Raw genomic sequence first — 14,848 nt, 5'->3', positions numbered from 1 at the left:
ATAGTCGAAGATTTGACGGTTAACATAAGGCTTATGCGATGAACAAATTAGCGGTAATGGTAGTAGGTATAGCAATGATGGCAACATCTGCTTATGCCGCACGAATTAAAGACGTCGCAGAGGTAGCGGGGGTTCGTAGTAACCAATTAGTCGGTTATGGTTTGGTCACTGGTTTACCGGGTACGGGTGAGTCTACACCGTTTACCGACCAGAGCTTCAATGCGATGCTGCAAAATTTTGGCATACAATTGCCACCCGGCACCAAGCCTAAAACGAAGAATGTGGCTGCCGTTATCGTGACGGCTGAATTACCTGCCTTTTCAAAGCAGGGTCAAAAAGTGGATGTCACGGTATCGTCTATTGGCTCTGCAAAAAGTTTACGCGGTGGAACATTAATCCAAACCTTCCTAAAAGGTCTGGATGGTGAAGTCTATGCGATTGCCCAAGGTAATCTTGTGGTAAGTGGATTCAGTGCGGAAGGCGCTGATGGCTCAAAATTAGTTGGGAATAACCCAACGGTTGGTCTGATTTCCAGTGGGGCGAGTGTGGAACGTGAAATTCCAAGCCCATTTGGTCGTGGTGACTTTATAACGTTTAATTTGGTTGAGTCAGATTTTACTACAGCTCAACGTTTGGCGGACGCCGTGAATAGTTTCCTTGGCCCGCAAATGGCGTCGGCTATTGACTCTACATCTGTTCGGGTTAGAGCACCTCGTGATGTAAGTCAGCGTGTCGCATTTCTTTCTGCAATCGAGAATCTTGAGTTTAACCCAGCAGACGGTGCAGCAAAGATTATTGTTAATTCAAGAACAGGGACGATTGTTGTTGGACAACACGTAAGGTTAAAGGCCGCTGCCGTTACCCATGGTGGAATGACGGTTGCGATTAAAGAGAATCTAAATGTGAGTCAACCAAACGCATTCGCTGGTGGTCAAACGGTGGTCACTCCGGACTCAACGATTGAAGTGACAGAGAAGCAAGGCAAGATGTTTAATTTTCAGCCGGGGCTAACATTGGATGACTTGGTGAGAGCAGTGAATGAAGTAGGTGCGGCACCGTCGGATCTAATGGCGATTTTACAGGCATTAAAGCAAGCGGGCGCGATCGAAGGTCAGCTGATTATTATTTAAGGGCAACATGATGATAAATAATGCAAATGACGTCGGTTTTATTCACGATATTGCAAGCTTAGATAAGCTTCGTCAAGACGCAGTGAGCAGTGATGATGGTGATAATAAAGAGGCATTAAAAGCCGCGGCAAAACAGTTTGAATCCATTTTTACCGCTATGCTTTTCAAGTCAATGCGTGATGCTAATTCAGCTTTTGAATCTGATTTGATGAAGAGCCAAAATCAAGATTTCTATCGTCAAATGCAAGATGAACAGATGGCCAGTGAGCTCAGTGCCACAGGTTCTTTGGGGCTTGCGGATATGATTGTTGCTCAATTAAGTTCTGGTGCAAAAACAGATGATAGTGAACTGGTTATGCGTAATGCTGCTCTTGATACGTCGTTACGTTTGCCGGTAGAACAATCAAAAGCGGGTGAAGTAGCGGATGAAGCCCTTTCCGTTATGGCGGCTAATAAAGTTCAATCCAATGGCAGATTTGATAGCCCAGAGCATTTTGTGCAGTCTCTGCAACCTTACGCTGATAGAGCAGCCAAAGCACTTGGCGTCGACCCTTCTATCCTTATCGCTCAAGCGGCGTTGGAAACCGGTTGGGGTAATAAAGTGATTCAGAACTCGGTTGGTAGCAGCAACAACCTTTTTAATATCAAAGCGGATAGAAGCTGGAAAGGCGATAAAATTGCGACTCAAACCTTAGAGTTTCATGACAATGTACCAGTGAAAGAGAAAGCGGCATTTCGTTCTTACGATACCTACGAAGAAAGTTTTAACGATTTCGTTCGTTTTCTTAACCAGAATCCACGATACGAAACAACGCTCTCACAGAACAATAACTCTGAATCGTTTATCAGAGGCTTGCATCAAGCGGGTTATGCAACGGATCCAGCGTATGCGGACAAAGTTCTGCAGGTTAAAGAACGAATCGATAAGATGTAACGAAAAGAAGCGGCAACGCTTCTTTTTTATTGTGTTGCCCTTCCTCCCTACTTTACAGATTTTTATGTTTATTTCCCCTCAAATTGATGCGACCTCCGCACATTACGAACTTGGCACATACCTTGCTACATACTCATTAAGTTAATCAAAAACATCCATTTTAAGTAGTTTCACTGGGGGCATTATGGCGTCGGACTTGTTGAATGTTGGTACTCAGAGCGTATTAACTGCTCAGAGACAACTCAACACCACTGGTCATAACATATCGAATGCGAATACCGAAGGCTATAGTCGCCAATCGGTAATCCAGGGGACAAATTCGCCTCGCCAATATGGTGGTGAAACTTATGGCATGGGCGTGCATGTGGAAAATGTTCGCCGCTCTTGGGATCACTTTGCCGTCAACGAACTTAATGTTTCGACAACAAGCAAAGCGTTACGTGAAGATGATGAAGAAAACTTGGGCATGTTGACGAGTATGCTCTCTTCGCTTGCTTCGAAAAAAATACCAGAAAATATTAATGAGTGGTTCGATTCAGTCAAAACGTTAGCCGATTCCCCTAATGACATGGGTGCACGTAAAGTGGTGTTAGAGAAGGCAGGGCTGGTCAGCCAAAATCTTAATACGTTTTACGAAACGGTGCGTCAACAGTCTTCAAATATTAATAAAAAACTTGACCTATCTGTCGAAAGAATAAATCAAATTGGTAGTGATATCAAAGATTTACATAGGTTAATGATGCGTACTCCTGGTCCGCATAATGACTTGATGGATAAGCATGAAAAGTTAGTAAAAGAGCTATCGGAATACACAAAAGTAACGGTTACGCCGCGCAACAATAACGAAGGTTTCAATATACATATTGGCAGCGGACATAATCTCGTTTCTGGGGTGGAATCGAGTCGATTGACCATGATTGATGGTTCACCCGACCCACAGCAGCGCGAACTCGCGTTAATCGAAGGCAAGGGAATAAAAGCGATTAATCATAAAGGCATAGACGGCAAACTAGAGTCTCTTTTTAGAGTGAGAGATGAGTTTATTCCTTATGTTCAGGATGAATTAGGCCGCGTTGCTACTTCTATTTCTTATGCCGTTAATGAGCTACAAGCTCAAGGTTTAGATTTAAAAGGCGATATCGGTTCTCTTGTGTTTACCGATGTGAACTCCGAACGTGTCGCGAAATCTCGAGTTATATTGGAGAAAAACTCGCAAGCCGATTTGGCGGTTTATATTGATGATATTTCGAAGATAAATCCAGGTGATTACCATCTTAGATATGACGGTAGTGACTACACCGTGATTAAGCCAACTGGAGAGGTTGTGCAGGTAGAGCCTAAAGATTCCGCACTGTATATCGATGGCATGAGAGTTGAAATGAATAACTCTCCTCGTGCAGGTGAAAAAATAATTCTGCGTCCGGTAAGATTTGGTGCGGAACAGATGAAAGTTGTCATGAATGATCCGGCAACTATTGCCGCTCAAAGCTACGAGAGTTCGGCTACTTTTGAACAAGGTGATGCCGACTTTCATGTGTTAGTTGCTGGCGAATTAAAAGAATTTCAAGTAGTGATCTCTCCAAAAGGTGATCAGTTTGCCGTATTGGATATGGATGGAAAGGTACTGCTAAAACCACAAGATTACCCATCTTCTGGGCCTGTTACCGTTCAAGGTACAACCTTTGAACTAACAAAAGGGGCTATTGCGAATGATAGATTTGCGGCAAACCTTACTGCTTCAGAAGGTGACAACGGCAATCTGCGCAAAATGCAGGATCTTCAGACAGCAAAAAACTTGAACGACAATAATTCTACGATTTTACAGCTTTACCATGACCTCAATACCAATATGGGATTGAAGATGTCTACCGCCTCTAGACTGTCAGATGTGGCACGTCTTGAAAACGAATCGGCACAAGAACGTGTTGCCGAAATCTCCGGTGTAAATTTAGATGAAGAAGCGGCCAATATGATGAAGTTCCAGCAATCGTATATGGCATCATCTCGTATCATGCAAGCTGCAAACGATACGTTTAACACCATTTTGGCATTGCGGTAGGAGGGTAATTAGATGGTAGGAAGAATATCAAGTTTTCATAATTACCAAGCGGTTCAAAACGATCTTCGTAGGCAAGAGGCAAAGATTGTCCACAATCAGGCGCAATTGGCTTCCGGTAAGAAACTACTCAACGCCAGTGATGATCCACTTGCCACGCACTATATTCAAAATCTTGGGCAGCAATCAGAACAGCTTCGTCAATATATGGATGCGATCGTACTTACCCGAAACCGCCTTGAACACCATGAAGTATTGGTAGCGAACTCTGAAGAGTACGCGGATCAGGCAAAAAGAACGGTTATGGAGATGATCAATGGTTCGCATTCAAAGGAAGATCGATTAGCGAAAACCCGAGAGATACAAGAGACATTTAGCAATCTGCTTAACCTAGCGAATAGCCAAGATGAGTCAGGTAACTATATTTTTGCAGGTACGAAACCTAAAAATCAGCCTTTCTTTCGAGACAATGAAAACAATGTCACTTATTCCGGAGATGATTATCAGCGCAAGATGAGAATTTCGAATCAACTGGAAATGGCATTGAATGACCCTGGTAGTAAGTTGTATATGGAGGTTGATAATCCATTTGGTGATTACAAACCGAGTTATCAGTTACAGCCTGCATCAGAATTATTGCTTGAGCGCGCAACCAATCTAGACAGTACGGATGATTCCCAATATACGATTACCTTTGTTGATATGGGAACGGGGAAATACGGTTACCAACTAGATAAAGATGGTAGTGCGGTACAAACAGAAGAGTTTGACCCGAGAAAAGGGATTAAATATGAAGACCTATCGATCCTGATTCGTGGACAGATAACGGCGGGTGATTCTTTTACGTTGGAACCCAAAGAAACCGTGAATATTTTTGATAGCTTTAAACAAGTTATCGAACTTTCAGATGCCTCCGTATCCGATGCGTCGGCAACGGCTGAATTGCATAGACTGACCAAAGAATTTGACGCCGCGTTTATTCATCTTGGTAAAGCTAGGACGGATGTTGGTGCGCGTCTGAATACGCTCGATATTCAAACGGACTTGCATGAAGATTTTAAGCTAACACTAGCAAAGTCAAAAAGTGCCTTTGAAGATCTTGATTATTCACAAGCGGTGATCGAATTTAATGAGAACTCGCTTGCACTGGAGGCATCACAAAAAGCTTTTGGCAAAACGAAAGACCTGACGTTGTTTAACTATATCTAATTTTCCTTTGCCATATGTGCTAGAGCCATATGTGCGGAATAATGACCAGTTATATGACAATCAGTTAAAGAGGCAATAGTTGTCATAGCATGAAAAGACAGCAAATTATTGCCGTTTTTCAAAGTACCGCAATGAACAAATAAAGGTAGAGTTTAAATTTTTTGTAATATAACCATTTGAAAATAAATAATAAATTTAATTTTTAAAATAAAACAAAAAAGTGGCACACTACTTGAATGTATACAAGTAGACAAAATAATTGGTAATGAATTAAGTGAGAACAGTGGCACTTAGTTCAGCAAGTAAATATACGGTCAGTGCTTATCCAAATGAGACTAAAGCTGACCGCTTCGCAGAAACCTTGCGAACTCAATAGGAGAGCATAAAATGGCTGTAACAGTAAGTACTAACGTCGCGGCGATGACGACTCAGCGCTACTTAAATAAGGCGACTGAAAACCTAAACACGTCAATGGAACGTTTGTCATCTGGGCACAAAATAAATAGTGCTAAAGATGATGCTGCGGGCCTACAAATTTCGAATCGATTGAATTCGCAATCTCGCGGTCTTGATGTTGCTATGCGTAATGCTAACGATGGTATTTCCATTGCTCAGACGGCAGAAGGCGCAATGAATGAGTCATCGGCAATTCTAACCCGCATGCGTGATTTGTCACTTCAATCGGCTAATGGTTCTAACTCTTTGTCTGAACGCGTTGCGATAAACGAAGAAGTGACTGCTCTACAAGATGAGCTTAATCGTATTGCAGAAACCACCTCGTTTGGTGGCCGTCGACTTCTGAATGGCTCCTTTGGTGAAGCGGCGTTCCAGATAGGCGCTAACTCGGGTGAAGCAATGATCATGGGATTGACCAGCATTCGTGCTGATGATTTCCGCATGGGTGGCGAGACATTCAATGCAGAGCTTCCTGAAGGGAAGGTCATTGGCAGCGATTGGGGTGTACCGGCGGATAAACTCGATATCAAGTTTACCTTCGCAGCTGACGCCAACAATGAAGAGTTGGTAATAGATATCCAAGCGAAAGCGGGTGATGATATCGAAGAGCTTGCGACCTACATAAATGGTCAGACAGACAAATTGTCGGCATCCGTTGGAGAGGGTGGTAACTTACAGCTCTTTGTAGCGAATCCAAAAATTGCGGGTGGTCTTGATATTTCAGGCTCTCTTGCTTCAGAGATTGGTATCGCAGGCTCAGAAGCGCGCGTTACCACCGCACAAGATATTGATGTGACAAGCGTTAAGGGCTCACAAAATGCAGTTGGTGTTATTGATGCTGCCCTTACCTATGTTGACAGCCAGCGTGCAGACTTAGGTGCACAACAAAACAGGCTTAGTCACAGCATTAATAACTTGTCCAATATTCAAGAAAACGTGGAATCGTCGAAGAGCCGGATCAAAGATACTGATTTTGCCAAAGAAACGACGGAACTTACGAAAAACCAAATTTTGCAACAGGCAGGTACTTCCATACTTGCTCAAGCAAAACAATTGCCAAACTCTGCATTGTCGCTGCTTCAGTAGTCGATATTACAGATTTAGCATTACTCTGCATTAGTTGGCGCAGACGTGAACCGACGTTGAGTAAAGTTATATTGGCAATGGCATTTTAAAATGAAGTCTGGCGGCTCTCTCACTCTCACTGCCAAAAGACAGAAAGTTAAAATGTTATCGTTAAGCCAGTTATGTGTTATTTCTCTCGATCTCCACATAGGCAATCTGGCTTGCGACCTGACCGGCCCCAGTTCTCTCAAAGGAAATGGGGCTTTTCTCTACCTGAAATTCAAGCTCGATTTACAAATTTGTTTGAGAAAAGCACGGTGTTAGGTTTGCTCACCTTTCAACCAACAAAGCCTCGACAAATGTCGAGGCTTTGTTGGTTCTATAATAATCTAAAATTTAATTCAATTTATGGCCATTGAGGGCAACTCAGTGACCATTCAATGTTGATTATACCTGTGGAGGCGTTCCTTCACAGTTAGAAACCACGGCATCAATCTGAATCAAAGCATCCATTGGGATAGCGGAAACACCTACGGTTGTTCTTGCTGGAAGGTCACCATTGAAGAATGTGGAGTACACCTCGTCGACGGTATCAATATCGGTGATATCTTTAAGCTGAATATTAATTTTCACAATGTCATCCATCACGTGACCGACACTTTCCACAATGGCCTTGATATTGTCTAGGCATTGTTTCGCCTGGTCATTAACATCACCCAAAACCATTTCACTAGTTTTTGGATTCAAAGGTAATTGGCCTGAAATATGATTGTAGTGGGAAAAAGCGACCGTTTGAGTATGTAGAGTGCATTTTGGTGCATTTTCCGTATTGTGTGCTCTGATAATAAGACCATGTCTATCTTCAACCGCTTGTGGTGGAGTACCATCTCCGTGAGACACAACGGCATCAATTTGTACCAACGCACCCATCGGTAAAGCGGAAGCGGCAACAGTGGTTCGCGCAGGCACATAGGCTACGCTCCGAGCGATTGACGAATCTGGAAAGAATGTTGAGTAGACGTCGTTTACTGCATCCATATCCGAAAGGTCTTTAACAAAAAGATTGATTTTGACAATGTCGTCAAAAGGCACATCGATACTGGTTAAGACTTCCTTGATATTTTGTAGACACTGCTTAGTCTGCGCTTTTATACCACCTTCAACAATTTCACCCGTTTTAGGGTCGACAGGTAGCTGCGCTGAAATATTGTTGTAATGAGAAAAAGCGACAGTTTGTGTCGAGACAGAGTTTATTGGTGCATTCTCAGTGTTGTTTGACAGTTTAATAAGGTCGCAAGGATCTTGTGGTGCAGTGCCTTCGCCGTTTGAAATAAGGGCGTCCATTTGCACTAAAGCATCACTCATAGGCAAAGCCGCAATCGCGACTGTGGTACGGGTAGGAAGATCGCCTTGGAAGAAAGCGGCGTAGACATCGTTAACAGCGTCAGTATCTGAGATGTTTTTAAGGAATACATTGATTTTAACAACGTCGTCCATCACGTGATCGATGCTTTCTACAATGGCTTTAATATTGGCTAAACACTGCCTTGCCTGCTCTTTTACATTCCCCGTGACAAGTTTGCCTGTTTCAGGGTCGACAGGTAATTGCGCTGAAATATTATTGTAATGAGAGAAAGCGACGGTTTGTGTAGAGGCAGTACGCTTCGGTGCATTGTCTGTGTTTCTTGAAACTTTAATGATATTTCCACTCATATCTATATTTCTCCTATTTGATATAAAATGTTTATGTGAATGTCAGTTCGACTGTGTGTTAAATGAATAGTAAATTGAATAATCAAAATCTTTTAAATAAGAATTGATGTGTTGCAAGTCTTTGCGGTCTAAATTAGGAGGCCATAAATATCAAATTAACATTTCAAATAAAACAATTAAAAAAAATAAATCAAAGTGAGTTGATTAAAAGCAAATATCGGCACTTTGGTAGAAATGTCGTATATAAATCAGATGTTTATACAAGAAAATCATTACTTTTGTTTATTCTTTTCAATAAGTGGTTCTGATCTCGGAATAAGTCAAAAATATCGTTAAACTGAAGTAGTGTCAGGTTGATTCTTGATGATATTGAAATTAAAGTCATTTTCAATATAGGCCAAAAAATCCGTTCGGTGTTGCTAATTCTCTTCGTTATATTAAGTCTATTTGTTCCTTGCTCAAATTAAGTATATTCAAAAGTTGCTGAGTTTACCTTCTGATGAACCGTCACGAATGCTACTCAGTGTTCGTTATCTACCTATCTATTGAAGAAACAAAAACACAAATTTAATGCAGCAAGGCTGCTGACTTGTGGCGCTATCTTATCCTAATATTTTTTTTAAAACCCCTTGCTCTCGGCGATTTAAATAAAATCTTTAGCTCTATTGGTAGGCTTTGTTTGATTTTTATGAGAAAGGTCACATTTGTAGGTGGCTAGAAATAATTAGTAAAAAAAAACGAATTTTTTTCTAAAGGATTCTACATATGAGCCGTTAATGAAAGTAACTTTGAGAGAACTACTTGGTTTTCTGAGACGTCGGAAACCGCTTTAACGGAAAATCAATTGGAGAATCACCATGGCAGTAAATGTAAATACAAACGTAGCCGCAATGACAGCACAACGTCACTTGTCTGGCGCCGCGAGCGACCTAAACAGCTCAATGGAACGCCTATCTTCTGGCTTTAAAATCAACAACGCAAAAGACGATGCAGCGGGTCTACAAATCTCGAATCGTTTGAATGCACAAAGCCGTGGCTTAGACGTAGCAGTACGAAATGCAAACGACGGTATTTCGATTGCCCAAACCGCTGAAGGTGCGATGAAAGAAACATCGAACATCCTTCAACGTGTTCGTGACTTGTCACTTCAATCTGCCAACGGCTCTAACTCAAAACAAGAGCGTGTAGCGATTCAAGAAGAAGTAACGGCACTGAACGACGAATTAAACAGAATAGCGGAAACCACATCATTTGGTGGTAACAAACTGCTTAACGGTACGCACGGAACGAAATCTTTCCAAATCGGTTCAGATAATGGTGAAGCGGTCATGCTAAGCCTAAAAGACATGCGTTCAGACAATGCGATGATGGGCGGTAGCGCTTACAAAGCTGAAAACGGTCAAGGTAAAGACTGGGCTGTATCGAAAGATGCAACGATGGTTATCGGCTTGACGAACAAATCTGGCGATGTACAAGAGTTTACCGTTAATGCGAAAGCTGGCGACGATATTGAAGAGCTAGCAACGTACATCAATGGTCAGCAAGATGCAGTGAGTGCTTCGGTTGATGAAGACGGTCGTCTGCAAGTTTTTGCTGGTAACAATAATGTTGAAGGCGAAGTGTCATTTAGTGGAACCTTAGCGGGTGAGCTTGGTATGGGCCCAGCAACAGCGGTAACGGTCGATACTCTTGACGTGACTTCTGTCGGTGGAGCGCAAGAAGCGGTCGCTGTTGTAGATGCTGCGATGAAGTATGTGGACAGCCATCGAAGTGAGCTTGGTGCATTCCAAAACCGTTTCGACCACGCAATCAATAACCTAGACAACATTAACGAGAATGTTAACGCGTCTAACAGCCGAATTAAGGATACTGACTTCGCGAAAGAAACCACCGCGATGACTAAGTCTCAAATCCTACAACAGGCGTCAACGTCAATACTTGCTCAAGCGAAGCAAGCACCACAGACAGCACTTAGCCTACTCGGTTAATTCTGACAGCAACATCCGTTGTCACTTCTTTGAACCCGGCCTATATGGCTGGGTTTTGTTGTTTTAAGAGCATAAGAAAGTGACCTGAGCATTGAATCGAGGAAGGGATAACGTGCGCGTTCAACAGGAATACCTGCTCTCGTGTCGGAAACGTGCCTAAAAAATTCGACTTATAAGGGGGGCAATGCTGTTGCTTAAGACTTCATACTCTGTCATCTCGATGAAAATTGCCCTATTTTCACGAAAACTAATTTCATCACATGAAAACCAGCGTCATCCTCACTAAAACCAGCGTCATCCTCACGAAAGTGGGGATCTAAACTCACCAAGATTCTCGTTTGCGCGGGAATAACGAAGTATTTAGCACTAACCGAACAGCATTAGCCATAAGGGTGGTTGTTTATCATACATATTGTGATCAATTTCACACCATTATTTATTTCAGAAGAATTTTAAATAATTTCCTAAAGGTATTTCTTATCCCGCCGTTACAAGGGACGAGAGAAATAAAACTAGATGTGCCTAAGCGAGGTGAGAGACGCGACGGCCCATCACCCTATTATGCCTAAGGAGATCAATTATGGCTATGAATGTAAACACTAACGTGTCTGCAATGACCGCTCAACGACACCTGTCGGGTGCTGCTGACGGACTCAATAAATCGATGGAACGCCTGTCTTCAGGCTATAAGATTAATGGCGCGAAAGATGATGCCGCTGGTCTACAGATATCCAATCGACTTACCGCTCAAAGCCGTGGTTTAGACATGGCTGTCCGTAATGCTAATGATGGTATTTCTATTGCTCAAACCGCTGAAGGTGCGATGAAAGAAACGACCAATATTATGCAACGCATGCGTGACCTTTCCTTACAATCGTCTAATGGTTCGAATTCTCGTTCTGAACGTGTTGCGATTCAAGAAGAGATCTCTGCGCTTAATGACGAACTTAATCGTATTGCAGAAACGACGTCATTTGGTGGTAACAAACTGCTGAATGGCTCTTACGGTACCAAATCATTCCAAATTGGTGCGGATTCCGGTGAAGCTGTCATTTTATCTATGGGTAATATGCGCTCGGATGATTCGGCTATGGCTGGGAAGAGCTATACCGCAGCAGAAGGCAAAGATGAAAACTGGGCTGTGCAAGCGGGTTCCAACGACCTTATTATCTCCTATAATGATGAGTCAGGCGAAGCGAAAGAGATCACTGTTAATGCGAAAGCTGGAAATGATTTGGAAGAGCTTGCGACGTACATTAATGGTCAAAATAGCGATGTTAAAGCCTCGGTTGGTGAAGAAGGAAAACTTCAAGTGTTTGCTTCTAATCAAAGTGTTCAGAATGGTGATGTAAGCTTTAGTGGCGCATTAGCAGGCGAACTTAACATAGGGGCGGGTACTGAACAGAGTGTCGATGATATCGATGTAACCACTGTTGCTGGATCTCAGCAGGCGGTTGCTATACTGGATGGTGCATTGAAAAACGTAGACAGTCATCGTGCTGGTCTTGGTGCCTTCCAGAATCGTTTTAATCATGCGATCAGCAATTTGGATAACATTAACGAAAATGTTAATGCTTCTAGAAGTCGGATTATGGATACCGATTTTGCTAAAGAGACGACCCAGATGACTAAATCTCAAATTCTTCAGAATGCGAGTACATCGGTGCTAGCTCAGGCGAAGCAAGCGCCATCAGCCGCGCTAAGTTTGTTGGGATAAGTAAGTGTAGGCTTCGAGCCTGTGCTTACCGTCAATAGTGATTAATCGCTTACCAACATAGGTGGAAGGGAGATCGGTATGGATATATCCACATACACATCGAACATCCAATCGTATGGCGAACCAAACGGGAAGTTTGGTAACGCCAGCGGTAATAATGGTGGCATAAATCTTGCTTTGGATAGTGATAGCGCGACTAATAAATCAGTGTCTACTCAAAAGGATGTCAGTAAAGCAGTGAGCGAAACTGACATGGCAGAAAAAACGAAAGCAGTTGAAGAATTGGTTCAAAAAAGAATTGATATCAACAAAGTACAACTTGAAATGATGGTAGAGAAAATGGATGAATTTGTTAACTCTATCAATAAAGGGCTTTCGTTTCGAGTCGATGAGGAGTTAGGAAGAGATGTTGTGACGATTTATGAAGCCAGTACTGGCGACATAATACGACAGATCCCTGACGAAGAGATGTTAATTATACTTAGGCGCTTAGCTGCTGCTTCTTCTTCTGGATTTATTATAGAAGAATCAGTTTAACTGTCTTATAGGTGAGTTGAATGAGTTTAGGCCCTTTGGGTATGTCATCTGGTATGGATATCAATTCCATGGTCAGCAAAATTGTTGATTCCGAGCGCGTGCCTAAGCAAGCTCGGATCGATAATGATCGTGCGCAAATTGGTACCGATATTAGTGCATACGGTCGGCTCAGAGAGTCACTGGATACGATGAAAAGTCTGATGGCAAACTTTCGTCAGGAGAAAGCCTTTGCGGTACGAACCGTAGAGTCTACCGATGATGAAGTTGTGTCTGCCTCAGCGACAACAGAAGCAATTGCTGGCCGATATGCTATCGATGTGCTGCAGCTTGCTCAGAGCCATAAAGTCGCCTCAGAAGCTATTTCTGAGGATACGGAATTTGGCCCGGGTAAGCTGCAAATTGCTTTAGGTGATGATAATTTTACGGTTGATGTAAAAGACCGTTCAAGCATGATAGATGTTGTACGTGGTATCAATGGAGCAGGGAACAACCCTGGAGTCAGAGCCTCAATCATAAATGATGCGAATGGCAAACGTTTAATCGTTGCGTCAGATCGATCGGGTGTAGACAACGACATCAAATTGTCGGTTGAATCAACATCGGGTAATCCACTCAAAAAATTTGAATTTAAAACACTTGAAGAGCGAATCAGTGCGCTTGAAGTGGCAAAAAGTGCAGCGGCAAATGCGCTTGCCGCACCTATCCTCGGGCAAGAGATTGCCAATCAAATTGGCACGGCTTTACAGCAAGACGAAAATGGTCAACTCGAACAAGCAACGGCTAACGAGGTTTCACCAGACGAGGCGAGGGGTCAGGCAGCAGCAGAAGCTTTAGTTACAACACGGGATGCCGACGGAAATATCGTTCCGTCGTTTGTTAAACCAGAAGACTCTATTCCCGGGTGGTCAGAAACCGCTTCGGGAACATTGCTCGACTCCTATGAACCACCAGTGCCTGAACTGGATGACAAAGCACTGAACAAAATGGGTGATGTTCCAGGTTGGAATAATACAGCATCGGGTACCTTGACAGACTCTTACCTCACCCCCGAAGAAGCATTGATCGCAGAGAATCTGAGAATCAGTCAAATGGATGCGGACACTATTGCCGAAAAAGCGGAACAAGATGCAAAACTTGCTGAGCAAAGAACGAAAATTGATGATTCTGTAATAATGGGAACGATGACTGAGGCGCAAGCTTATCAAGCAAAGCTTGACTTGTTGCCACCAGAAGAACGTGCACGACAAGTCAAGATCGATGATACGCAATCGGCGCTACAAGGTGCTCTAGATTCGATGGCAGGTTATGTTGGTATGACTGAGGTCCAATCGGCGCAAGACTCTGTCGTCATGCTTGACGGTATTGCTCAGTTGAGTAGCGAAAACAATGTGATTGAAAATGCTATTGACGGTATTGATATTACCGTTAAAGGGGTAACTGATCCGACGGAAAAGAGAACCGAGATTGGTGTTGAATATGACCGACAAAGTGTGCGAGAAGATATCGAACAGTTTGTTAATGCCTATAATCAGTTTCATCAAATCTCTAGTGATTTGGCGGCAGTTGATCCACAAACGGGTGCCGCTGGACCATTGGCGGGCGACAGCATCGTTCGCTCAGCACAATCACGCCTGAAAACGGCATTTTCGACCGCGGTAGAAAATGCACCGGAAGATCTGAAAACATTGACGGAGTTCGGGATCACGAGCACGAGACAAGGTACACTAGAGATTAATGATAAGATGCTCGATAGGCAACTTAACAAAAATTTTACTAAGCTAGAGGCATTCTTTGGTGGTAATCAAGGGTTTGCAAAGAAAGTAGAAGATGCCATCCAGTCAATGACGGGAGTAACGGGAACCATAAGAACCCGAGAAAACTCATTGCGAGAACAAAATTTTAGATTAAGCGATCAACAAACACAACTCGATCGTAGGATGGTTAGTTTAGAAGACAGAACTAAAAATAAATTTATGGCCATGCAAGATGCTACGACAAAAATGCAAGGGCAACTTTCGGGCATGATGAACGCGTTGGGATAAT

General features: G+C 42.9%; 10 protein-coding genes. 9 read left to right on the top strand and 1 reads right to left on the bottom strand.

The window, feature by feature from the left end; all coding sequences use genetic code 11:
* Nucleotides 1–38: 38 nt before the first annotated feature.
* The 5 genes from AACW90_RS05135 (at nucleotide 39) to AACW90_RS05115 (ending at nucleotide 6,871) form a co-directional block, all read left to right on the top strand.
* The gene (locus AACW90_RS05135; RefSeq protein WP_275134492.1) at nucleotides 39–1,130 is read left to right on the top strand and encodes a flagellar basal body P-ring protein FlgI; all 1,092 of its coding nucleotides are present in this window, start codon (nucleotides 39–41) and stop codon (nucleotides 1,128–1,130) included.
* A gap of 10 nt (nucleotides 1,131–1,140) precedes the next feature.
* Nucleotides 1,141–2,064: a flagellar assembly peptidoglycan hydrolase FlgJ gene (gene flgJ / locus AACW90_RS05130; RefSeq protein WP_390232070.1), complete on the top strand. Its 924-nt coding sequence runs from the start codon at nucleotides 1,141–1,143 to the stop codon at nucleotides 2,062–2,064.
* 184 nt (nucleotides 2,065–2,248) lie between these two features.
* The gene (gene flgK, locus AACW90_RS05125) at nucleotides 2,249–4,123 is read left to right on the top strand and encodes a flagellar hook-associated protein FlgK (RefSeq protein WP_390231751.1); all 1,875 of its coding nucleotides are present in this window, start codon (nucleotides 2,249–2,251) and stop codon (nucleotides 4,121–4,123) included.
* A gap of 12 nt (nucleotides 4,124–4,135) precedes the next feature.
* Nucleotides 4,136–5,329 carry a flagellar hook-associated protein FlgL gene (gene flgL / locus AACW90_RS05120; protein ID WP_390231748.1) on the top strand — a complete coding sequence of 398 codons (1,194 nt, stop codon included), beginning with the start codon at nucleotides 4,136–4,138 and terminating at the stop codon, nucleotides 5,327–5,329.
* Between the two features lie 387 nt (nucleotides 5,330–5,716).
* Nucleotides 5,717–6,871, top strand: coding sequence for a flagellin (locus AACW90_RS05115; protein ID WP_390231745.1), 1,155 nt, complete (start codon nucleotides 5,717–5,719; stop codon nucleotides 6,869–6,871).
* 426 nt (nucleotides 6,872–7,297) lie between these two features.
* Here AACW90_RS05115 and AACW90_RS05110 read toward each other — a convergent pair whose 3' ends face one another.
* On the bottom strand, nucleotides 7,298–8,563 hold the full coding sequence (locus tag AACW90_RS05110; protein WP_390231742.1) for a Rid family detoxifying hydrolase: 1,266 nt from the start codon (nucleotides 8,561–8,563) through the stop codon (nucleotides 7,298–7,300).
* Nucleotides 8,564–9,420: 857 nt separating this feature from the next.
* Here AACW90_RS05110 and AACW90_RS05105 point away from each other — a divergent pair.
* From AACW90_RS05105 to fliD, 4 genes are all read left to right on the top strand, one after another.
* Nucleotides 9,421–10,551, top strand: coding sequence for a flagellin (locus AACW90_RS05105; RefSeq protein WP_390231739.1), 1,131 nt, complete (start codon nucleotides 9,421–9,423; stop codon nucleotides 10,549–10,551).
* Between the two features lie 580 nt (nucleotides 10,552–11,131).
* Complete coding sequence (locus tag AACW90_RS05100) at nucleotides 11,132–12,268, top strand: flagellin (RefSeq protein WP_390231736.1); 1,137 nt, start codon at nucleotides 11,132–11,134, stop codon at nucleotides 12,266–12,268.
* 78 nt (nucleotides 12,269–12,346) lie between these two features.
* Complete coding sequence (locus tag AACW90_RS05095) at nucleotides 12,347–12,805, top strand: flagellar protein FlaG (RefSeq protein WP_390231732.1); 459 nt, start codon at nucleotides 12,347–12,349, stop codon at nucleotides 12,803–12,805.
* Between the two features lie 20 nt (nucleotides 12,806–12,825).
* Nucleotides 12,826–14,847 (top strand): flagellar filament capping protein FliD, encoded by a 2,022-nt coding sequence (gene fliD / locus AACW90_RS05090; protein ID WP_390231729.1) that lies wholly within the window; start codon nucleotides 12,826–12,828, stop codon nucleotides 14,845–14,847.
* The last annotated feature ends 1 nt before the right edge of the window (nucleotide 14,848 follow it).

This window comes from Vibrio frigidus (genome assembly GCF_042465995.1).
GTDB lineage: Bacteria > Pseudomonadota > Gammaproteobacteria > Enterobacterales > Vibrionaceae > Vibrio.
The sequence above is the reverse complement of the archived record's forward strand: the minus strand, read 5'-3'. Positions and strand labels throughout refer to the sequence as shown.